The organism is Planotetraspora silvatica (genome assembly GCF_016863315.1).
Lineage (GTDB): Bacteria > Actinomycetota > Actinomycetes > Streptosporangiales > Streptosporangiaceae > Planotetraspora > Planotetraspora silvatica.
In genome coordinates, this window is sequence record NZ_BOOQ01000009.1 from 324,844 (window position 1) to 346,315 (window position 21,472).

Here is a 21,472-nt window from a genome sequence, read left to right on the forward strand (position 1 = left end):
TGTAGGTTTCCAGGCACGGACCGTTGCTCTCTGAGACAAGGGGATGGCGTTGAGCTTCCGGAGCCCCGGAGCCGGACGGGCGATGCGCTTGCCCCGACGGCCGAGACTTCTCATTCCCGTCACGATCGCGCTCGTAGCCATCGTGGTGTTACTTCTGATCTTCGACGGGATCTATACAGACTTCCTGTGGTTCGATTCGGTGAACTTCTCGTCGGTCTTCTCGACGATGTTGCTCACCCAGATTCTTCTGTTCATCGTCGGCGCCGCGCTGATGGTGGGCATCGTGGGCGGCAACATGGTGCTCGCCCACCGCATGCGCCCGATGTTCGGGCCGGGGATGTTCGGGACGCCGCAGGGAGCCGATCGATACCGGCTGTCTGTCGACCCGCACCGGCGGCTGGTCTTCCTGATCGGCATGGGCGTCCTGGCGCTGTTCACCGGCTCGTCGATCGCGGGGCAGTGGAAGACCTGGCTGCTGTTCGTCAACGGCACGCCGTTCGGCCACAAGGACCCGCAGTTCCACGTCGACGTGTCGTTCTTCATGTTCACCTTCCCGTTCCTGCGGATGGTGCTGACCTTCCTGTTCACGGCCGTCATCCTGTCGATCATCCTCGCGGCGATCGTGCACTACCTCTATGGCGGGTTCCGGGTGCAGTCGCCGGGTGGAGTCAGCGCCTCCCGGGCCGCCCGTAGCCATCTGTCGGTGCTGCTGGGCGTCTTCGTTCTGCTGAAGGCCCTGGCGTACTGGCTCGACCGGTACGAACTGGTCTTCTCCAACCGTGGCTTCGTCTACGGGGCCTCCTACACCGACATCAACGCGGTGCTCCCGGCCAAGGGCATCCTGGCCGGGATCGCGCTGATCTGCGCGCTGATCTTCTTCGCCGGGGTGGTCCGGCCCGGTGGCATGTGGCCCGGGGTCGCGTTCGGGCTCCTGGTGTTGTCGGCGATCCTCATCGGCACGGTCTACCCGGTCCTGGTCGAGCAGTTCCAGGTCAAGCCGACCCAGCAGAGCAAGGAAGAGCCGTACATCAAGCGGAACATCGACGAGACCCGCGAAGCGTACGGAGTGAAGAACGTCAAGGTGGTGCCGTACCAGGCGAAGGGAACGCCGGAGGCAGGCCAGGCCACCACCGACGAGACCGTGTCCGGTGTACGGCTCCTCGACCCGGTGCTGGTGGCCAAGACCTTCCAGCAGAAGCAGCGGATCCGCGGGTTCTACGACTTCGCCGACCCGCTGGACGTCGATCGTTACAAGGAGGCGGACGGCAGCGTCCGCGACCATGTGGTGGCGGTCCGCGAGCTCACGGGCCCGCCCGCGGAGCAGGACAACTGGATCAACCGGCACCTGGTCTACACCCACGGTTACGGGTTCGTCGCCGCCCCCGGCAACGAGGTCGACTCCGAGGGGCTTCCCGACTTCGACGCCAAGGACATGCCGGCATCGGGGTCGCTCGTCACGGACACCGGTCTCAAGGAGCCCCGCGTCTACTTCGGGGAGCGCGGCACCGACTATGTCGTCGTCGGCGGCTCGCCGAACAAGCCGCAGGAACTCGACTTCCCCGAGAGCGGCGGGACCGGCCAGTCGAACAACACCTACACGGGCTCGGGAGGCGTGCCGCTCGGCTCGTTCTTCAACCGGCTGCTCTACGCCGTCAAGTACGGCGAGAAGAACCTGCTGCTGTCGGGCGACATCAACTCCCAGTCCCGCATCCTGTACGACCGGGACCCCGCCCAGCGGGTCGCCAAGGTGGCCCCGTTCCTCAACCTCGACTCCGACCCCTACCCGGCGGTCGTCGACGGCAGGATCGTGTGGATCATCGACGCGTACACGACCGCGAACGAGTTCCCGTACTCGGAGAGCAAGAGCTTCTCCGACATGATCAGGGACACCGCGACGGACCCGCGGGCGATCGCGCCCCAGCCGCGCGACCAGATCAACTACATCCGCAACTCGGTCAAGGCCACGGTGGACGCCTACGACGGCACCGTGAAGCTCTACGAGTGGGACGCGCAGGACCCGGTGCTGAAGTCCTGGGAGAAGGCGTTCCCCGGGGTCATCCAGCCGCAGACGGCGATGAGCCCGGAACTCAAGGAGCACCTGCGCTACCCGGAGGACCTGTTCAAGGTGCAGCGTGACGTCCTGTCGCGCTACCACATCACCGACGCGCCGGCCTTCTACAGCGGACAGGACTTCTGGAACGTCCCCGACGACCCGTCGTCCGGCGAGAAGAACATCAAGCAGCCGCCGTACTTCCTGTCGGTCAAGATGCCCGGCGCCCAGTCGTCGTTCTCGCTGACCACCACGTTCGTGCCCCGTCAGGGACCGAACCTGGCGGCGTTCATGGCGGTGGACGCCAATCCCGGGCCCGGCTACGGCCAGCTGCAGATCCTGCGGATGCCGGCCAACACGACGATCTCCGGTCCGGGGCAGGTGCAGAACACCTTCACCAACCGGTTCTCCGGAGAGCTCAACATCCTGGGGCTGGGCAAGGCCCAGATCCTGTACGGCAACCTGCTCACCCTGCCGTTCGCCGGGGGGCTGGTGTACGTCGAACCGGTCTATGTCCAGACGGCCGAGGGGGCGGGGCAGGAGCCCTATCCGATCCTCAGACGCGTCCTGGTCATGTTCGGCGACAAGGTCGGCTCGGCGGACACGCTCAAGGACGCCCTGGATCAGGTCTTCGGCACCGGTGCGCAGGCACCCGCCAATCCGGAGGCCCCGCCACAGGAGAATCCGACCAACCTCAGCACGCTGACGTCGGTCATCGCGCAGGCGCAGAAGGCGTACGAGGACGCGCAGAAGGCGCTCTCCGCGAACCCGCCCGACTGGACGGCCTACGGCACGGCCCAGGACCAGCTGAGGCAGGCCCTGGACGACCTGAACAAGATTCAGAGCCAGCAGGGCACGGCCACACCGTCTGCGACGCCCACGGCCACGACTACGGCCACGCCCTCGTCTACGGCCTCGCCGCCGGCGAGTCCGAGCGCCTCACCGAGTGGCTGAGCCTCCGATTTGCTACTTCTCCCCGCGCCGGATAATCTTGCATTACCGACGCGGGGTGGAGCAGCTCGGTAGCTCGCTGGGCTCATAACCCAGAGGTCGCAGGTTCAAATCCTGTCCCCGCTACAAAGGTCAGAAGGCCCGGAGGATCTCCTCCGGGCCTTCTGCGTTTCCGCCGGTCGGTATGCCTTTTGTCGTGATACGACAACGTATGTCGGAGTGGTGTCGAAGGGTGACATTGAGTCCGGACCGGTGAGTGGTGAAGGCTCCCGCCATGCAGGCCCGCATATCAACTGACGACGTGCCCGCCCTGGCCCGTGGCTGCGCAGTGCTCGGGACGGGTGGTGGCGGTGACGTCCGCGCCGGGGGGTTGGCCGCACGTCGGGCCATCCTCGAGTACGGGGAAGTCCCGCTCGTCCGGCTCGACGAGCTTCCCGAAGACGCCCTGGTCCTCCCGCTCTCCGGCATCGGCGCACCGACCGTGAGCCACGAGATGATCCACGCCGAGGACGAGCCCGTCCGGATCCGCGACGAGATCGAACGGATCTTCGGCCGGCCCCCGGCGGCCGTGATGTCGTCGGAGATCGGCGGCGGCAACGGGGTGGCCCCGGTGGCGTGGGCGGCCAGGCTCGGCCTGCCGCTGCTGGACGCCGACGCCATGGGACGCGCGTTCCCCGAGGTCCAGATGGTGTCGATGTACGTCGCCGGCATTCCGGCGAACATCGTGATCATGTCCGATGTGGTCGGCAACGTCGTGACGATCCGTCCGGTCGACGGTCTGTGGTCGGAGCAGATCGCCCGCGCGGTGTGCGTGGCCTCGGGTTCCAGCGCGCTGATGGCCGACTACGTCCTGACGGCCGGCGAGTGCCGCGGCGCGGTGATCGAGGGGACCGTCAGCCGGGCCATCGCGATCGGCCGGGCGACGGACGGCGCACAGGATCCGCTGGCCGCCCTCCAGGACGAGCTCGGCGCCGTACGGCTCATCACGGGCAAGCTCACCGACCTGGACCGGCGGACCACCGGAGGCTTCGTCCGGGGCACCGTGACGATCGAGGGGACCGGCGACGACCGCGGCAGGACGCTCGGCCTGGAGATCCAGAACGAGAACCTCGTCGCCGTCGAGGACGGCCGGGTGAGAGCGATGGTGCCCGATTTGATCACAGTTGTGGATACTCAGGCGGCGACCGCCATCCAGACGGAAGGCCTCCGCTATGGTCAGCGGGTGACCGTGCTCGCGTGGCCCTGTGACCCGCTGTGGCGCACGCCCAAGGGCCTGGAGACGGCTGGTCCGCGGGCCTTCGGCTACGACCTCGACTACCTTCCCGTCGAGAAGATCGCGCCATGAGCGAGCGACCTGACCAGCGCCACCGCCTCCGCGTCGGGATCGACGTGGGCGGCACGAACACCGACGCCGTGGTGCTCGACGAGACCGACAGCGTCGTGGCGACCGCCAAGCGGCCCACCAGTCCCGACGTGACCGAGGGCCTGCGCGCCGCGCTGGACGCCGTCCTCGCCGAGCTCGACGACCCCTCGCTGGTGACCCGCGTCATGCTGGGCACCACCCACGCCACCAACGCCATCCTGGAGCGCCGTGCGCTCGGGCGGGTCGCCGTGCTGCGGCTCGGCCTGCCGGCGACGACGTCCGTGCCTCCGCTGAGCGACTGGCCGGCCGACCTGCGGGACGTGGTGGCGGCGGGCACGGCGATCGTGCGCGGCGGCCACTTCGTCGACGGGCGGCCGATCGCCCCGCTCGACACGGACGCGGTCAAGCGCTTCCTCGCTGAGGTGGGGAGCGCGGCCGACGCCGTCGCCGTCGCGGGGGTCTTCAGCCCGGGCAGCGCGGACCAGGAGAAGCAGGTCGCCGAGATCATCCGGGCCGAGCTCGGTGACGTCGCGGTCAGCCTGAGCCATGAGATCGGCTCGCTGGGGCTGCTCGAGCGTGAGAACGCCACGGTGCTCAACGCCGCCCTGTACGGCGTCGCCCGCGACGTCACCACCGCGCTCCAGGACGCGCTGGACTCGCGCGGGCTGAAGGTGGAGACGTTCTTCGCGCAGAACGACGGCACGCTGATGGCCGTCGACTACGCGGCCCGCTATCCCGTTCTGACCATCGGCTCGGGGCCGGCCAACTCCCTGCGGGGAGCGGCCTACCTGTCCGGCGTGGAGGACGCGATCGTCGCCGACGTCGGCGGCACCTCGACGGATCTCGGCGTCCTCGTGGGCGGGTTCCCCCGGGAGTCCGCCGCGGCCGTGGAGATCGGCGGCGTCACGACCAACTTCCGGATGCCCGACATCCTGTCGATCGCCCTCGGCGGGGGCACGATGGTCGGCGCGGAGCCCCGCTCGGTGGGTTACCGGATCGGCCGGGAGGCACTGGTCTTCGGAGGGCCGACGCCCACGATGACCGACGCCGCGGTGGCCGCGGGCAGGGGGACCGTCGGCACGCACGGCGTTCCCGACCAGTGGCGGGACCGGCTGGCGGAGGCCGTGGCGCGGGCCGACGAACTGGTCGCGGACGCGGTCGACCGCGTGGCGCTGGGGAAGGCCGACCGGCCGCTCATCGCGGTGGGCGGGGGCGCGTTGTTGCTGGCGGGACGTATTCCGGGGGCGAGCGAGGTGATCCGGCCGCGCCACGCGGAGGTCGCCAACGCGGTCGGCGCGGCGATCGCGCTCGCGAGTGGCCGGCTCGAAACGATCGTGCCGACCGGAAACGGCGGAAACGCCCGGGCTGCCTTGATCGAGAAAGCCAAGGAGGAGGCGGCCGCGAGGGCCGTCGCCGCCGGGGCCGATCCGGCGTCGGTCCAGATTGTGGAGCTCAGCGAGATCCCCCTCAGCTACCTGCCGGAGCCCGCTGTGCGCCTGCAGGTAAAGGCTGCCGGCCCACTCAGCCGGTAGGCCGGTGGAAACGAAAGGAACCCCCACAAATGCGCTGGCACAAGCGTCTGCTCGCGGCGGGAGCCGTGGCCGTCGTGGCCCTCACCTCCGCGTGCGGGGGTGGCAAGGTCCGCGGCACCGAAGACTCCCCGCAGCCGGGCACGTCTCAGAGCGCGGCTGACGCCACCTTCGTATATGTCCCCAACCTCGACGTCGTCACGGACTGGGACCCCGCGAGCTCGTACTCCAACGAGATCATCGCGATGGAGAACGTCTACGAGTCGCTGACCAGGTACAACCCGCAGACCAAGAAGGCGGAGCCGCGGCTCGCGACGTCCTGGACCAGCACGCCGGACGGCAAGCAGTGGACCTTCACCCTGCGGCCGGGGGTGACGTTCCACACCGGCAAGCCGCTCGACGCCGCCGCGGCGAAGGCCTCCATCGAGCGCACCATGAAGGTCGGGCAGGGCGCCGCCTACATCTGGGGCGCGGTCGACAAGATCGAGGCCAAGGACGCCACCACCCTGGTGTTCACGCTCAAGTACCCGACGGCGCTCGACCTGGTCGCCTCCGCCGGATACGCGTCGTACATCTACGACACCACCGCCGCCACGGGTGACCTGGCGAAGTGGTTCAACGAGGGACACGACGCCGGCTCGGGCCCGTACACGATCGACTCGTGGCAGAAGGGCCAGGAGACCGAGCTCACGCTGAAGAAGTTCGACGGCTACTGGGGCGGCTGGAGCGGTGCCCACTACTCCAAGATCTCCTACAGGGTGACGCCGGAGCTCACGACCGCGTGGCAGTTGCTGCAGCGCGGCGAGGTGAGCTTCGTCCAGCGACTGAACTCGCAGCTGTTCGCCCAGGCGGCCGGCACCGCGAACGTCCAGACCTCGCAGACGCCCTCGTTCCAGAACCTGCTGGCGCTGTTCAACACCGAGAGCGGCCCGCTCAAGGACGTCAAGCTCCGCCAGGCGGTGCAGAAGGCCATCGACTACGACGGTCTCGTCGCCGCGCTGAAGGGCGCCGGCGTGCAGGCCAGTGGCCTGGTGCCCGACGGCCTGCTCGGCTTCACTCCGGGGCAGGCGCCCAAGCAGGACCTCCCGGGCGCCGAGGCGCTGCTGAAGGAGGCCGGTTACGGGCCGGGCGGCAAGCCGCTCGACCTCACCCTGACCTACGCCCAGGGCGACAGCGACCAGGAGGTGCTCGTCACCCTGCTGACGTCGGCGCTCGACAAGCTCAACGTCAAGCTGACGGCCAAGCCGCTGCAGTGGACCACGCAGTGGGACCAGGGCAAGTCGAAGGACACGTCCAAGCGCCAGGACATCTTCATCATGTACTGGTATCCGGACTACGCCGACGCCTACTCGTGGTTCGTGAACGTCTTCCGGAGCGCGGATCCCATCTCCTTCAACCTCTCCTACATGAAGAACGACGGGATCGACAAGGAAATCGACAAGCTGCCCGAGCTCACCGCGATCGACAAGGCGGGGGCGGAGGCGGCGTACGCCGACCTCCAGTCGAAGATCATCGGCCAGGAGGCCGCCGTCGCGGTTCCGTACGTGCAGAACTACCAGCGGGCCTTCTCCAAGTCGGTCCAGGGGTACGTGGACAACCCGGCCTACCCCAACGTGGTGTTCGTCTACGACCTCAAGCCCGGTGCCTGAGGCATGCTCCGCTATCTGACCCGCCGGCTCGGCCAGGCTGTCCTGGTCGTGGCCGGCGTGGTCATCCTCACGTTCGTCATCATGCGGCTGGTCCCCGGGGATCCGGCCGTGGCGTACGCGGGGCCGAGGGCGTCGCCGGCGGAGCTCGCCGCGGCGCGTGCTCGGTTCGGGCTGGACGACTCGCTGCCCGTCCAGCTCTGGAGCTACGTGCGCGACCTGCTCGGCGGGGACTGGGGCACGAGCCTGCACACCCGCCGGCCGGTCCGCGACGACCTGTTCCAGGCGTTTCCCGCGTCCCTGGAACTGGTCGGCGCCGCCCTGGTCGTGGCGATCGTGGTGGGGATCCCGCTGGGGATCGCCGCCGCCCGCTATAAGGGGAAATTACCGGATCTGTCGATTCGGATCTCCTCGATGCTGGCCGTGTCCGTCCCCGTGTTCTGGCTCGCCCTGGCCCTGCAGACGCTCTTCGCCAGCGGCCTCGGCTGGTTCCCTGTCGCGGGGGAGTACGACGCGAACCTCGACACGACGAGCCCGCTGCACGTCTACACCAACATCACCGCCGTGGACGCGTTGTTCACCGGCAACTGGCCGATCCTCCTCAGCACGCTGGCGCACCTCGTGCTGCCGGCCCTGGTGATCGCGGCCTACCCGGCCGGTGTGATCGCCCAGATGACGCGTGCCGCCCTGATCGAGGAGTCGTCCCGCGACCACGCCCGGCTGGAACGGGCCCTCGGCTTCGGCGAGACGGCGGTGCTCACCCGGTTCGCCCTCCGCCCGGCGCTCAACCCGGTGTTGTCGCTCATCGCGCTCGTCTTCGCGTACTCGATCGTGAACGGCTTCCTCGTCGAGGCCGTGTTCAACTGGCCGGGGCTCGGCCGATACGCCGCCGACTCCATCCGCTCGCTGGACACCCCGTCGATCGCCGGGGTCACCCTGCTCGTCGCGATCCTGTACGTCGTCGCCAACCTGGCCGTGGACCTGGTCCAAGGCGTGATCGACCCGAGGGTGAGGTCGCGATGACCGTCTCAGGCCCGGCCGGGGCTCCCACGCTCCAGCCGCAGCTTCGCCGTACGGCACTGCGCGGGCTCGCGGGGATGGACCGGCTGGCCACCGTGGGCGCGGTGCTGCTCGCGCTCATCGTGCTCGCCGCGCTGCTGGCCCCGCTGATCGCGCCGTACCCGGACGACGGCGGCTCGGCCACCCATCCACTCGAGGCGCTGTTGCCGCCCAGCGGAGCCCACTGGTTCGGGACCGACCAGGTCGGCCGCGACGTGCTCAGCCGGGTTCTGTACGGCGCGCGGACGTCGCTGCTGATCGCCGTGGCAGTGCTGGTGATCGCCGGAGTCGTCGGGGTCGTCCTCGGCGTCGTGGCGGGGTACGCCGGGGGCTGGGTCCGTGACGTGATCATGCGGGTCACCGACGTCTTCCTCGCCTTCCCCGCGCTGCTGCTCTCGCTCGCCCTCGCCGTGGTGCTCCAGCCCAGCGTGACGACCGTGATCGTGGCCATCGCGGTCACCTGGTGGCCGTGGTACGCCAGGCTCACCGCGTCGGTGGCGGCCTCGGTGTCCACGCGGGGGTTCGTCGACTCCGCCCGCTGCCTGGGGGTGCCCGCGCCGGTCATCGTCTTCCGGCACGTCCTGCCGAACTCCCTGACGCCGGTCCTCGTTCAGCTCTCGCTCGACGGCGGCGGCGTCATCCTCACCGCGGCCGCCCTGTCCTATCTGGGCCTGGGGGCCCACGAGCCGACCTCCGAATGGGGCCTCATGGTCCAGCAGGGCCAGTCGCTGTTCACCACCGACTGGTGGGTGGTGACCTGCCCCGGCGTGGCCATCCTCATCACGGCCTTCGCCTTCAACGTGCTCGGCGAGGGACTGAGGGCGAGGCTGGCTCGATGATCAGGATCAGGAACCTCGCCGTCAGGATCGGCGACCGGGTGATCGCCTCCGTCCCCGAGCTGGATGTGGCCGCCGGGGAGTGCGTGGCCATCGTGGGCGAGAGCGGGTCGGGCAAGACGACGACGCTGCTCGCCACGCTCGGCCTCGTCGAGGGCGCCGCCGTCTCCGGGGAGATCTGCGTCGGCGACGTCGACGTGCTCACGGCGGCTCCCGCCGACCTGCTGCGGATCCGCGGCTCCCGGGCCGCTCTGGTCATGCAGAGCCCGCAGGCCGCGCTCAACCCCACGATGCGGCTCGGCACACTGATGCGCCGTGCGCTCGCCCGGCACGGCGTCAAGGGCGGCGAGGCGCGCAGCCGGGCCGACGAGGCGGTCGCGGCGGTGCTGCTCGATCCCGCCATCCTGCGGCGCTATCCGCACCAGGTGTCCGGCGGGCAGGCGCAGCGGTTCGCCATCGCGCTGGCACTGGCGCTCGGCGCGGAAGTGATCCTGGCCGACGAGCCGACGAGCGCGCTCGATGTGACCGTGCAGGCCGAGGTCGTCGCCGTGCTGCGTCGCCTGCGCGACGAGCGCGGCCTCGCCGTGTTGTTCGTCTCCCATGACCTGGCCCTCGTCTCCACGATCGCCGACCGGGTCGTGGTCATGAAGGAGGGCGCCGTGGTGGAGTGCGGCCGGGCCGACGCCGTCTTCACCCGGCCGAGTGACGCCTACACCCGCGAGCTGATCGCCGCGGTTCCCCGGCTCCCCGGCCACTCCGGTGAGCGGCCGGGCGAGGAGGAGACATGAGCGAGCGGCCCGCCGTGCTGGGTGCGGAGACGGTCACCCTGGCCTACGGGCACACGGCCGTCGTCCACGACGTCAGCCTGTCGGTCGGCGAGGGCGGGATCGGCCTCATCGGTGAGAGCGGCTCGGGCAAGACCACGCTCGCGCGCGCCCTGCTGGGGCTGCTGCGCCCGCGCTCCGGCACGATCACGTACGGCTCCCGCGACCTGACGTCGCTCGATCGCAAGGAGCGCGCCCGGTTCCGCAGCGACGTGCAGCCCGTCTTCCAGGACGGCAGCGAGGCGCTCGACCCCCGCATGACCGTGGAGGCGTCGATAGGCGAGGCGCTGACCACGCATCACCGGATGGCGAAGGCCGACCGCCGCGCGAGGGTGGCGGAACTCCTGGCCGACGTGGGTCTCGACTCCGCCCTGACCGCGCGCAGGCCGCACCAGATGTCGGGCGGTCAGCGGCAGCGGGTCGCGATCGCCCGCGCTCTGGCCGTGGAGCCCCGGCTGCTCGTGCTGGACGAGCCGACGAGCGCGCTCGACGTCACCGTGCAGGCGAGGATCCTCGACCTGCTGGAGGGGCTGGCCGCCGAGCACGGTCTCGGCTACCTGCTGATCACGCACAACCTCGGCGTCGTCGACCGGCTCTGCCGTACCTCGCACGTGTTGTTCGCCGGCCGCGTGGTGGAGTCGGGCCCGACGACGGACCTGCTCACGCGTCCCGCCCACCCGTACACCCTGGCGTTGCGCGACGCGGTGCCGCGGCTGGGCGGGGAGCCGCCCCGCCCCGGCGGGCGGACCGAGGCGACGCCGGCGGAGTCGGGTTGCCCGTTCCGGTTGCGGTGCCCGTTCGCCGTGGGCGTCTGTGGGGAGGAGGCACCGGGGATCCGGGACGTACAGGGGCGTATGGTGGCATGTCATCGCGCCGAGGACGTGCTGGCCGAAGGTGAGGTCCCCCGTGCACCACGTAAGTGACCTGCTGCGGACGCCTGCGGGTAGGCGGCTGACGCTCGTCGCGGGCCCCTGGGACGCCCGGCCGGTCGACAGCGTCATCCTGGTCGACGAGATGCGCGAGCTGGAGTCGGCCGCGCGTGGAGCGCTCGCCATCCTGTCCCGCCACGCCATGCACGGAGCGGGCGTGCTCGAGGCGCTGGCCGTCGCGGGCCGCAGGGAACTGGCCGCGATCGTGGTGCCGGGCCCTTCGGGCACCTCGCCGGACATCGTCGGCACGGCGCGCAGGGCCGGAGTCGCGCTGCTGACAGGCGCCTCCGACCAGCCGCTCTCCGAGACCGTCCTCGGTCTCAGCGCGGTGTTGCGGGCCGACCCCAGCCTGCTGCTGCGAAGGACCCGTGACGCGATCGAAGGACTCGGTGCGATCGAGGGCGCGGGGGAGGACGACATCCTCCGGGCGGCCTCGGGCGCGATCGGCGTCGAATACGGGGTGGCCGAGGTCGCGGGACCGTCCGCCAACTCGGCCGTGATCCGGGTCGACGGCCGTCCCGACGGCTACGTGTGCTGGGACGGAGAGGATCCCGCCGCCGCCATCGTCGCGGGCGTCGTGGCCACCACCCTGGGCCGCGTGCGCGCGTCGGCCCGCGCCGCCGAGGGCGCCCGCGAACAGGCGGTGCTCGCCCTGCTGCGCGTCGGGGTGAAGGAGGTCAGGACCGCGGCCCGCCGCGCACGGCACGAGGGCGTGCCGGTGGAGGGCTGGCACGTCGCCGTCTTCCTGCGCGATCCCGCCTCTCCCGCCGGCCCGGCCGAGACCACGACCCGGCGGGTGCGCAAAGCGGTCGCCACGGCTCCCTGGGGCGAGGACCTCGCCGGGTCTCCGGTCGTCACCCGCTGGCAGGACGGCATCCTCGTCCTGTTCACGACGGACGAGCGGGCCGTCGCCGACCTTCCGAACGACGCGTGGCCGCGGCTGACCGCCGGCATCGGCACCTGCCAGCCCGGCCCCGACGGGCTGCGCCGTACGGCGTCGCAGGCGAGGGCGGCGGCCGGCCGGGCGGCCGCGGGCGAGGTGGCGCGGTTCGACCGGCTGGGGGCCTACGCGATCCTCGCCGAACTGGGCGGCAGCGACAGCGCGCTGGTCGCCGCGCGGGACATGCTGGCCCCTCTGGACGGCCTGGGCGTGCTGGCGGACCACGCCGTGCCCACGCTCAAGGCGTATCTGGACAGCTGGGGGTCGCGGACCAGGGCCGCTGAGCTGCTCAATCTGCACCCGAACGCGGTGGCCCACCGGATCAGGCGCATCAGCGAGGTGCTCGGCGCCGACCTGTCGGATCCGCAGACCCGGTTCGCCCTGCACGTGGCCTGCCACGTCGTTCTCGATCGGGAATGTCTCCCCGGCACAACGGACGCCATCTCGTCGTTGTGAGGCCACATCGACGCCACCTCACCGTGGTCCTACGTTGCCAGTCATGGCAACGGTCATCGGAGTGGACGTCGGCGGAACCTTCACGGACCTCGTGCTCCACGACGCGGCGACGGGCGAGATCAGGGTGGCCAAGCAGCCCACCACACCGTCCGCGCCCGAGCTCGGCGTACTGGCCGCGGTGGACGCGGCGGTGCCCCCTGAACTGCTGGCCCGCAGCGGCCACTTCGTCCACGGCACGACCGTCGGCCTGAACGCGCTGCTCGAACGCCGCGGCGCGACGGTGGGGCTGATCACCACGGCCGGATTCCGCGACGTGCTCGAGATCCGGCGCGGCGACCGCGACGATCCCTATGACCTCTTCTGGACGCCGCCGCCGCCGCTCGTCCCGCGCCGGCTGCGGGCCGAGGCCGCCGAGCGGGTCGCCGCGGACGGCACGCTGGTCAGGGAGCTCGACCCCGAGAGCGTACGGCAGGCGGCCCGGCTGTTCGCGGCCGAGGGAGTCGACGCCGTCGCGATCGTCTTGATGAACTCCTACGCGAATCCCCGTCATGAAGTGCTGGCCGCCGAGTTGCTCCGCGCGGCCGGGTTCGACGGGCCCATCTCGCTGTCCCACGACGTGTCGGGGGAGTACCGGGAGTACGAGCGGACCTGCACCACGGTCGTGGACGCGTTCGTCCGCCATCGGATGGGCCCCTACCTGCACAACCTCGAGCGGGAGCTGCGGGAGCGCGGATTCGCCGGCGAGCTGCTCGTGACCCGGTCGGGCGGCGGCGCGCTCACGCTCGCGGAGGCGGCCGCGCGGCCGTTCGAGACCATCCTCTCGGGGCCGGTCGCCGGAGCCGTCGCCACCGCCAGGCTCGCGGAGACCCTCGGGCTCCGCACGGCCGTCGCCGCGGACGTCGGCGGCACCAGCTTCGACACGGCCCTGATCGAGGACGGCAGGCTTCCCCTGATGTTCCAGGGCGAGGTCGTCGGCCTCCCTCTGCAGAGCCCCTGGGTCGACGTGCGATCGGTGGGGGCGGGCGGCGGGTCCGTCGCCCACGCCGACGCCGGCGGCCTGCTCCGCGTCGGCCCGCGCAGCGCGGGCGCCGTGCCCGGTCCCGCGTCGTACCTGCGCGGAGGAACCGAGCCCACGGTCACCGACGCGGCCCTGCATCTCGGCATGATCTCCGCAGGCCACATATCGGGCGGGATATCCCTCTCCCCGGAGAAGGCCACCGAGGTGCTGTCGCCCCTCGCGGAGCCGACCGGGATCGCCGGCACCGACGCCGTGGCCGAGGGGGTCATCAGGATCGCGGCGGCCAACATGGCCCAGGCGGTGCGCGGGGTGACGGTCGAGCGGGGAGTCGACCCGCGCGGCGCGGCCATCGTCGCGTTCGGCGGGGCGGGCCCGCTGTTCGGCTGCCTCCTCGCGGTCGAGCTCGACGTCGACACGGTCGTGGTCCCGCCGAACGCGGGCAACTTCTCCGCCGTCGGGCTCGTCCAGGCCGACATCGTGCGCTCGGCGGCCCGGACGATGGTCCGGCCCCTCGACGAGGAGGCACTGCCGGCGATCGAGGCGATGGCCGGCGCGCTGTTCGAACGGCTGTCCACGGCGGGAGCCGTACGGGAGGTCGACCTGGACCTGCGCCACCGCGGCCAGGAGCACACGCTGACGGTCCCCCTGCGCCTGGGTGAGGACGACGTCGCGGCCGTCGCGGACCGGTTCTCCCAGGCATACCACCGGACGTTCGGCCACCAGTTGCCCGATCCGCTGGAAGTGGTCACGGTCAGGGCGACGACGCGGATCGTGCTCGACGCGGCGCGCCCGCTGGTGCCCGCGCCGCCGTCGGGCGCGTCCGCCGCGGGGACGACCCGGCTGTGGTCGTTCGGCAGGCGCGCCTGGGCCGACGCCCAGGTCGTGCCGAGAGAGGGATTCTCCGGGCCCGCGGAGGGGCCGCTCCTGGTGGTGGAGCCGACCGCGACGACGTACGTGGACACGGGCTTCATCGCGGAGGCGCATCCCAGCGGCTGTCTGCTGATCACACGGAAGGACGGCGACCGATGACGAGCATCGTCCGCACCCGCTACACCGAGGCGAACCCCGGGCTCGGCGACGGGGCCGACCCGGTCACCACGGAGATCATCCGCCAGGGGCTGAACGCCGCCGCCGAGCAGATGAAGCAGTCGCTGATCCGCACCGCGTTCTCACCGATCATCTACGAGGCGCTGGACTTCGCCGTCGCGTTCTACGACGTCGACCTGTGCATGCTCGCCCAGGCGCCCACGCTGCCCGCGTTCATGGGCACGCTGGGGTTCTGCGTGCAGGAGGCGGTGGAGGGCGTCGGCGGGGCGGGTGCCCTGTGCCCCGGCGACGTGATCCTCTACAACGACCCCTACGGGACCGGCTCGCACCCGCAGGACGCCGCGATGGTCGCGCCGATCTTCACCGGCGAGGGGGACGTCCTCGTCGGCTACGCCGTGATCAAGGCGCACTGGCTCGACATCGGCGGCAAGGATCCCTACTGCACCGACACGGTCGACGTGCACCAGGAAGGCACCATCTTCCCCGGGGTCAAGCTCTACGACGCGGGGCGGCTGGTGAGCGACGTCTACCGGATGATCCTGGCCAACAGCAGGATGCCGGAGATGGTCATCGGGGACATCAACGCCATGGTCGCCGGGGCCAGGACGGGAGCCGAGGCGCTCGGCGCGCTGGTGCGGCGCTACGGCCTGGACACCTTCCGCCGTTCCGTGGCCCGCATGTACGCCCACGGCGAGGCACTGGTGCGCGGCTGGTTCGAGCGGCTGCCCGACGGCGTCTACACGGCCGAGAGCGTGATCGACTCCGACGGCGTGAACGGTCTGCCGATCCCCTTCGGCGTCGAGGTCGCGATCAGCGGGTCGTCGGTGACCGTCGACCTCACGAACTGCCCCGACCAGGTGGGCGGCCCGGTCAACTGCCCGCTCCCCTCGACGGTGGCGGCCGTCCGGATCGCCGTGGCCTTCCTCGCGGGTTCGGGCGAGCAGCCCAACGAGGGGCACTTCCGGCCGCTCGAGCTGATCACCAGGCGCGGGTCGCTCTTCCATCCCGTACGGCCGGCCCCCTGCTTCATGTACGGGATCCCGTCCGACCACGCCATCGAGCTCATCATCCGCGCGCTCGCCGAGGCCGTGCCCGATTCCGTGCCGGCGGCGAGCGGGGGCGACATCAACGCCCTGGTGTGGTGGGGGAACAGGGAGGCGACCGGCGAGCCCTGGGCCGACGGAGCGCCGCACCCGGTCGGGCAGGGCGCGTCTCCCACTGCGGACGGCGCCAGCGCGCTGATGTACATCTCCGAGTCGGCCACCCGTCTGACGCCCGCCGAGATCTGGGAGGCCCGCAACCCCTGGCGCATCGAGCGCCTCGCCCTGGCCGAGGACTCGGGCGGCGCCGGAACGTACCGAGGCGGGCTCGGGCTCGACCTTTCCTTCCGCGTGCTCGAGGACCAGTACCTCACCGCCGGTCTGGCCAGGACCGCGCTGGAGCCCTGGGGCCTGTCCGGCGGTCTGGCCGGGCGGCCCAACCGGCTCACGGTCGAGTACTCCGACGGGCGCGAGGAGGAGTTCTCACTGAAGACGCGGATCTTCCTGCCCAAGGACGCGGTCGTCCACCTGCGCACCGGATCGGGCGGCGGGTACGGCCCGCCGTCCGAGCGCGACCCCCGGGCCGTCCAGGCGGATCTGCGGGAGGGCTACATCACCGCCGAGCACGCGAGGCGGTACTACCCCCACGCGTTCTAGACGCGTTCAGGGGCTGCGCGGCCATCTGGCTCAGGACTGGATCAGTCTGGATCAGAGGGCGCGCAGCCCGCTGATCACCTCGGTCAGAATGCTCGCGCTCGGCAGTTGGGACACGCTCGCGGGCGGGCGCACCTGCACCAGCCCCTGCTCGTGGAGGTCGCCCACCAGCACGCGCACGACGCCCAGCGGAAGGTCGATCGCCGCGGCGATGTCCGCCAGGGGAGTCGCCCGCGCACAGAGGCTGAGGATCATCCACTGTTCCGGGTTGAGGCTGACCGGCGTGGGCCCACCTGTGGCGGTCACGATGGCCACCAGGTCGATCGCCTTGTTCGCGGGCAGCACCCGCCCGCGGGTCAGCGCGTAGGCCGGGACGACCGGCCCTGCCTCCTCGTCCAGCCACTGGTCGTGGGTGCGCTCGGTCATGACCTCTCCTCGCCGGGCTCCTGGTTGTCTTGGGTTCCCCGGCTCAGCGAGGCAAGAATGATGTCCTCCGGTGTGACCTCGTCCGTCGCCAGGCGCGCGAGATCGGGATCCTTCGGAGAGTCGATGAGCACCGTGGGGAGGAGCACGATCGCGGTCGTCCCGCCGTACGGCGAGGGCCGTAGCGTCACGGAGATCTCGCGACGTGCGGCGAGTCTGGAGACCACGAACAGGCCCATCCGGTCGGTGTCGGCGAGATCGAACTCCGGCGGGTTCGCCAGGCGCTCGTTGAGCTCGGCCAGCCGCTCGGGGGTCATGCCCAGGCCGCGATCCTCGATCTCGACCACGAAGCCGTTGCCCACGAGTTCTCCGCGCACCGAGACCGACGTGTGTGGCGGCGAGAAGATCGTCGCGTTCTCGATCAGCTCGGCGATGAGGTGGATGGCGTCGGCGACGGCCGTGCCGTCCAGCCGGTGCTCCTCCATCGGGAACACGGTCACCCGTGCGTAGTCCTCGACCTCGGCGGCCGCGCCGCGTACGACGTCGTACAGGGGGACCGGCTTGCGCCAGGCCCGGCCCGGCACCGAGCCGGACAAGATGATCAGGCCTTCGGCGTGGCGGCGCATTCGAGTCGTCAGGTGGTCGAGGCGGAACAGGTCCTCGAGGGTCTCCGGCTCGGTCGTACGGCGCTGCATGCCGTCGAGTTGCGTGCGCTGCCGGTGCAGCAGGGTCTGGCTGCGCCTGGCGAGGTTGAGGAAGACCTGACCGACGCCCCTTTGGAGCTTGGCCTGCCCGACCGCGGCCTCGACGGCGGTCTGCTGCACGGTCGAGAAGGCGTGGCCGACGTCCTGGATCTCCGCGGTCTCGCCGATGGCCGGCATCGGCGGAGCCTCGGTGGCGATGTCGACGTCCTCGCCCTTCTTGAGCTTGTCCAGCACGCGCGGCAGCCGCACGTTGGCGAGGTCGAGCGCGGCCTGCCTCAGGGTGGCCAGTTCACGCGCGATGCGGGAGCCGAGGCGCATCGAGATGAGGATCGAGGCGAGCACCGCGAGCAGTCCGGCGCCACCGGCGACGACGGCCCGGGTGAGGATCGAGTCGGCGATGGGTGCCGCACGCTCGGTCAGCTTGGTGCCGGCGTCCGTCTGGGCCTGCTGGAACGACGCGGCGATGTCGTCGGAGGTGGACTGCCAGACCTGTTCCGTCCGGGCGGTGAGCGCACCTCCGGCGATGATCTTCTCTTCCTGCAGCCGGAGCCGCTGGTAGAGCGGAGTCGTGATCAGGTTGACGTTCATCTGCCGCAGGCCCTCGTCCAGCTCGGGGAGCGCCTGGTCGATGAGGAACCGCCGGTTGCCGACGAGCTGCGTGAAGAGCTTGCGCTCCTCGTCGGTCATCGTGCCGGAGGCCGAGGCCGCGGAGGCGATCGCCTGCTCGCGGGTCAGCAGCTCCTTGGAGTAGCCGAGGGAGATGACCACGCGGGACTGCTGGTAGATCGGGATGTCGTCGATCAGCGCCAGGCTGTAGTGCATCCGGTAGATCGAGTCGGAGACGAGGTTGTAGGTCTCGATCGCGCGCAGGCGGTCCGACAGGCCCTCGTCGATCTCCGCCCGGATCTCGTCCAGCTGGCCCAGGCCGCCCAGCATCTCGTCCACCTGGGAGCGCATGGCCGGAGTGGTCGCGGAGCGCGAGGAGTCGGAGAGCGCCAACCGCCGGACGGAGTCGCGGGCGGTGTTGGTGCGCAGCCGCTGCGCCTCCATCTCGGAGCGGCCCGAGCGGCTCGCCGACCCGAGGTAGCGCGCGGAGTCGAGGCGTTCCCGCTGGAGCTCGACGATCAGCTTGTCGGCGGGCTGGCGGAGCGTGGACCACAGGGTGTTGTAGGTCCTCAAGCGGAGACTGTCGCCGATGGTCACACCGGCCGTGACCGCCCACAGGGCTACCAGCGAGAGGAGCGGCACCACGAGCAGGCCGATAAGCCTGAACTTGATCGACCGGTCACGCCTACGGGGACTCATGGCACCTCGTCCCAATGGGGATGATGAGCTTCCGCTGAACTCTTGTGAGACAGGGAGAGAGGTTAGCAGCGCTATGTTTCAAATGAGAGTTCTGCGTTGAGATATCGGGAAATATCGTTTTGAATCGTGATCATGCGGTAGTTTCGATCATGGTAGCTCATGGTGGAAAGGACCTCACGCCGCATGCGCCGTCTGCTCGTCCTAGGTCTCGTGGCCGCCCTGGCCCTGACCGGCTGCGGTGGGGGTTCGGTGGCCGAGACCACCGCCGGAACCACCACCAGTCCCAAGGACTCGAACTTCGTCTACGTATCGAACCTGGACGTCATCACCGACTGGGATCCCGCGACCTCGTACTCCAACGAGGTGATCGCGATGCAGAACATCTACGACTCGCTGACGGTCTACAACCCGGTCACGAAGCGCGCGGGAGCGCGTCTCGCGACCAGGTGGACGTCGTCGTCGGACGGTAAGACCTGGACGTTCACGCTGCGCGACGGCGTGACGTTCCACAGCGGCAGGCCGCTGGACGCCACCGCGGTGAAGGCGTCGATCGAGAGGACCAAGCGGCTCGCGGGTCCCGCGGCCTACATCTGGGACTGCGTCGAGAACATCACGGTCAAGGACCCGCTCACGGTCGAGTTCACGCTCAAGTACCCGGCTCCGCTGGACCTGATCGCCTCGGCCGACTACTCCGCCTACATCTACGACACCGCGGCCGCCGGCTCGGGCGACCTCACGAAGTGGTTCCAGCAGGGCAAGGACGCCGGCTCGGGGCCGTACTCGGTCGCGGCCTGGAAGAAGGGCCAGAGTTCGGAACTCACGTTGCGCGCCTACGACGGATACTGGGGCGGCTGGGACGGCGCTCACTACAAGAACGTCGAATTCCGCGTGACGCCCAACCTCAACGCGGCGTGGCAGCAGTTGCTCCGCGGCGAGGTGAGCTACGTGCAGCGGCTCAACCCCGCCCTCTACCGCAAGGCCGACATGACGGCCGGGGTGCGCACGCTGCAGGTCCCCTCGTTCCAGAACATGCTCGTGCTCTTCAACTCCGAGTCGGGACCCCTCAAGGACATACGGCTCCGCCGCGCGATGCAGAAGGCCATCGACTACGACGGTCTGATCAAGGCGCTCAAGGGTGCGGGGGCGAAGGCGAACGGGCTGGTGCCCGAAGGCCTGCTCGGCCATTCGAGCAAGATCGCTCCGCAGCAGGACATCCCCGGAGCGACCACGCTGCTCCAGCAGGCGGGTTACGGCCCCGGCGGCAAGCAACTCGAGCTGACGCTCACCTACGCCGAGGGCGACGACGACGAGCAGGTGCTCGTCGACCAGCTCACCCAGACGCTGAGTCAGCTCAACGTGAAGGTGAACGCCTTGGCGATGCAGTGGAACGCCCAGTGGGACCAGGGCAAGTCGAAGGATCCGACCAAGCGCCAGGACATCTTCGTCATGTACTGGTGGCCGGACTACGCGGACGCCTATTCGTGGTTCCTCAACGTCTTCCACAGTGGCGATCCGGTGTCCTTCAACCTCACCTACATGAAGAGCAAGGCCCTGGACGGCCAGATCGACAAGCTGCCGTCACTCGTGGCCACGGACCGCTCCGCCGCGGAGAAGGCGTATCTCAATCTCCAGCGGACGCTCATCGACGAGAACGCGGTCGTCGCTGTCCCCTGGGTGTCTAACTACCAGCGCGCGTATCTCGGCAACGTCCAGGGATACACGGACAACCCCGCGTATCCCAACGTGGTGTTCGTGCACGACCTCATCCCTGGCGGATGATCCGGCGCATCCCCGTGTGAACGGGGCCGGACCGGCCCCGTCGTCCCCCGTCGCGGCTCTGCGGGCCTTGTCAGCCCCGGAGCCTGCGGGGGGTGCCCACGCAACGACCGCCGAAGCGGATCGGGACCGGGCGCCGGGGCGCGGGCGCCGGCTCGCCCAGGTGGGCCAGCAGCGTCTGTGCGGTGCGCGCGTCGGAGAGGATGCGCTCGATCTGCTCGCCGGACGGCATCTGCCCGTGCTTGCCGAGCTCGTGCTCCAGGAACGTCATCGGCGACGCGTCGCCGGCCATCTCCGCGGCCACGGTCGCGCGGGCGGCGGTGAGCAACCCCAAGTAGTAGGTACGCAGAATCGACTCGCGCATGCGGGCCTGCTCGAGGTCGTCGAGCAACTCCCGGGCGATGTCGAGTAGACCGCCCGACCGGGGGTCCTCGGCCGCGATGTGTGCGCGAATGTCGTCGAACTCCGACCGCGTCATGATGGCCACCTCCACCGGCGGGAGCAGAGGCGGCTTGGCTGCCGCCGAGTGAAGACTCCCGCATCATGTTCGTAACGTGAGGCGATTGCGGGCGACTTGACATCCGGTTGCGCGGGGGCTGTGACTTCGCTTCGGGACGTTGTCCTGTCAAGCGAAACCGCTGCTGAGGACACCTCACCCCTCATGCCCGTCCCTCTCCCCGACCCGTTGTGCGTCGCCGGCGCGCTCGCCGTCGCGCTACTTAGATGCTTGAACGAACGATCCGGTTGTCCCTGGACGCCCGCGTCTTTGAAAGGACATTCCGGGACGCCCCGAAGAGGGGCCCGCGGCACCTGTGACGCGAGCTCGCCGGTAGCGGGTGCGACGCTTGAGTGATCGTGGCCGGCTCGGGGACGGCATCCCAATGCGGATGGGTGCTCTCCTTTCGGATCAAGGCGGTCTCAA

The 21,472-nt window shown here is 70.2% G+C and carries 15 protein-coding genes and 1 tRNA gene; 13 read left to right on the plus strand and 3 right to left on the minus strand.

From position 1 onward, the window contains the following. Positions 1-82: 82 nt before the first annotated feature. From Psi02_RS09200 to Psi02_RS09255, 12 genes are all read left to right on the plus strand, one after another. The gene (locus Psi02_RS09200; protein WP_203973007.1) at positions 83-3,004 is read left to right on the plus strand and encodes a UPF0182 family membrane protein; all 2,922 of its coding nucleotides are present in this window, start codon (positions 83-85) and stop codon (positions 3,002-3,004) included. Positions 3,005-3,053: 49 nt separating this feature from the next. Then, a tRNA-Met gene (locus Psi02_RS09205) sits at positions 3,054-3,127 on the plus strand. Positions 3,128-3,275: 148 nt separating this feature from the next. Beyond that, positions 3,276-4,346: an S-methyl thiohydantoin desulfurase family protein gene (locus Psi02_RS09210; RefSeq protein WP_203973008.1), complete on the plus strand. Its 1,071-nt coding sequence runs from the start codon at positions 3,276-3,278 to the stop codon at positions 4,344-4,346. Beyond that, entirely contained in the window at positions 4,343-5,896 is a 1,554-nt protein-coding gene (locus Psi02_RS09215) for a hydantoinase/oxoprolinase N-terminal domain-containing protein (protein ID WP_203973009.1), read from the plus strand. The genes Psi02_RS09210 and Psi02_RS09215 overlap by 4 nt, the downstream gene beginning before the upstream one ends. A gap of 29 nt (positions 5,897-5,925) precedes the next feature. After that, positions 5,926-7,542, plus strand: coding sequence for an ABC transporter substrate-binding protein (locus tag Psi02_RS09220; RefSeq protein WP_203973010.1), 1,617 nt, complete (start codon positions 5,926-5,928; stop codon positions 7,540-7,542). Positions 7,543-7,545: 3 nt separating this feature from the next. After that, positions 7,546-8,562 carry an ABC transporter permease gene (locus tag Psi02_RS09225; protein WP_203973011.1) on the plus strand — a complete coding sequence of 339 codons (1,017 nt, stop codon included), beginning with the start codon at positions 7,546-7,548 and terminating at the stop codon, positions 8,560-8,562. Beyond that, positions 8,559-9,437 (plus strand): ABC transporter permease, encoded by an 879-nt coding sequence (locus Psi02_RS09230; protein ID WP_239094740.1) that lies wholly within the window; start codon positions 8,559-8,561, stop codon positions 9,435-9,437. Before Psi02_RS09225 ends, Psi02_RS09230 begins: the two co-directional genes overlap by 4 nt. Continuing rightward, positions 9,434-10,222 carry an ATP-binding cassette domain-containing protein gene (locus Psi02_RS09235; protein ID WP_203973012.1) on the plus strand — a complete coding sequence of 263 codons (789 nt, stop codon included), beginning with the start codon at positions 9,434-9,436 and terminating at the stop codon, positions 10,220-10,222. Before Psi02_RS09230 ends, Psi02_RS09235 begins: the two co-directional genes overlap by 4 nt. Next, complete coding sequence (locus Psi02_RS09240; RefSeq protein WP_203973013.1) at positions 10,219-11,181, plus strand: ABC transporter ATP-binding protein; 963 nt, start codon at positions 10,219-10,221, stop codon at positions 11,179-11,181. Before Psi02_RS09235 ends, Psi02_RS09240 begins: the two co-directional genes overlap by 4 nt. Next, on the plus strand, positions 11,165-12,583 hold the full coding sequence (locus tag Psi02_RS09245) for a PucR family transcriptional regulator (protein ID WP_203973014.1): 1,419 nt from the start codon (positions 11,165-11,167) through the stop codon (positions 12,581-12,583). The genes Psi02_RS09240 and Psi02_RS09245 overlap by 17 nt, the downstream gene beginning before the upstream one ends. A 43-nt stretch (positions 12,584-12,626) precedes the next feature. Continuing rightward, on the plus strand, positions 12,627-14,630 hold the full coding sequence (locus Psi02_RS09250; protein ID WP_203973015.1) for a hydantoinase/oxoprolinase family protein: 2,004 nt from the start codon (positions 12,627-12,629) through the stop codon (positions 14,628-14,630). Continuing rightward, positions 14,627-16,345 (plus strand): hydantoinase B/oxoprolinase family protein, encoded by a 1,719-nt coding sequence (locus Psi02_RS09255; RefSeq protein ID WP_203973016.1) that lies wholly within the window; start codon positions 14,627-14,629, stop codon positions 16,343-16,345. The genes Psi02_RS09250 and Psi02_RS09255 overlap by 4 nt, the downstream gene beginning before the upstream one ends. Positions 16,346-16,396: 51 nt before the next feature. Here Psi02_RS09255 and Psi02_RS09260 read toward each other — a convergent pair whose 3' ends face one another. Next, positions 16,397-16,768, minus strand: a complete 372-nt coding sequence (locus Psi02_RS09260; protein WP_203953605.1) for a DUF742 domain-containing protein — start codon at positions 16,766-16,768, stop codon at positions 16,397-16,399. Further along, positions 16,765-18,774, minus strand: coding sequence for a sensor histidine kinase (locus tag Psi02_RS09265; protein WP_203973017.1), 2,010 nt, complete (start codon positions 18,772-18,774; stop codon positions 16,765-16,767). The genes Psi02_RS09260 and Psi02_RS09265 overlap by 4 nt, the downstream gene beginning before the upstream one ends. A 159-nt stretch (positions 18,775-18,933) precedes the next feature. Here Psi02_RS09265 and Psi02_RS09270 point away from each other — a divergent pair, with 159 nt between their 5' ends. Next, entirely contained in the window at positions 18,934-20,553 is a 1,620-nt protein-coding gene (locus tag Psi02_RS09270; protein WP_239094741.1) for an ABC transporter substrate-binding protein, read from the plus strand. Between the two features lie 70 nt (positions 20,554-20,623). Here the strand turns inward: Psi02_RS09270 and Psi02_RS09275 are convergent, their stop codons facing one another. Then, complete coding sequence (locus Psi02_RS09275) at positions 20,624-21,028, minus strand: hypothetical protein (RefSeq protein ID WP_239094742.1); 405 nt, start codon at positions 21,026-21,028, stop codon at positions 20,624-20,626. Positions 21,029-21,472: the final 444 nt, after the last annotated feature.

What these genes read in the sequence shown, in the direction of transcription:
- Psi02_RS09220 (WP_203973010.1), top strand. Translation starts at nt 5,926, where the DNA reads ATGCGCTGGCACAAGCGTCTGCTCGCGGCGGGAGCCGTGGCCGTCGTG.
- Psi02_RS09215 (WP_203973009.1), top strand. Translation starts at nt 4,343, where the DNA reads ATGAGCGAGCGACCTGACCAGCGCCACCGCCTCCGCGTCGGGATCGAC.
- Psi02_RS09270 (WP_239094741.1), top strand. Translation starts at nt 18,934, where the DNA reads ATGGTGGAAAGGACCTCACGCCGCATGCGCCGTCTGCTCGTCCTAGGT.
- Psi02_RS09235 (WP_203973012.1), top strand. Translation starts at nt 9,434, where the DNA reads ATGATCAGGATCAGGAACCTCGCCGTCAGGATCGGCGACCGGGTGATC.
- Psi02_RS09240 (WP_203973013.1), top strand. Translation starts at nt 10,219, where the DNA reads ATGAGCGAGCGGCCCGCCGTGCTGGGTGCGGAGACGGTCACCCTGGCC.
- Psi02_RS09210 (WP_203973008.1), top strand. Translation starts at nt 3,276, where the DNA reads ATGCAGGCCCGCATATCAACTGACGACGTGCCCGCCCTGGCCCGTGGC.
- Psi02_RS09265 (WP_203973017.1), bottom strand. Translation starts at nt 18,774, where the DNA reads ATGAGTCCCCGTAGGCGTGACCGGTCGATCAAGTTCAGGCTTATCGGC.
- Psi02_RS09260 (WP_203953605.1), bottom strand. Translation starts at nt 16,768, where the DNA reads ATGACCGAGCGCACCCACGACCAGTGGCTGGACGAGGAGGCAGGGCCG.
- Psi02_RS09200 (WP_203973007.1), top strand. Translation starts at nt 83, where the DNA reads ATGCGCTTGCCCCGACGGCCGAGACTTCTCATTCCCGTCACGATCGCG.
- Psi02_RS09275 (WP_239094742.1), bottom strand. Translation starts at nt 21,028, where the DNA reads ATGACGCGGTCGGAGTTCGACGACATTCGCGCACACATCGCGGCCGAG.
- Psi02_RS09225 (WP_203973011.1), top strand. Translation starts at nt 7,546, where the DNA reads ATGCTCCGCTATCTGACCCGCCGGCTCGGCCAGGCTGTCCTGGTCGTG.
- Psi02_RS09230 (WP_239094740.1), top strand. Translation starts at nt 8,559, where the DNA reads ATGACCGTCTCAGGCCCGGCCGGGGCTCCCACGCTCCAGCCGCAGCTT.
- Psi02_RS09250 (WP_203973015.1), top strand. Translation starts at nt 12,627, where the DNA reads ATGGCAACGGTCATCGGAGTGGACGTCGGCGGAACCTTCACGGACCTC.
- Psi02_RS09255 (WP_203973016.1), top strand. Translation starts at nt 14,627, where the DNA reads ATGACGAGCATCGTCCGCACCCGCTACACCGAGGCGAACCCCGGGCTC.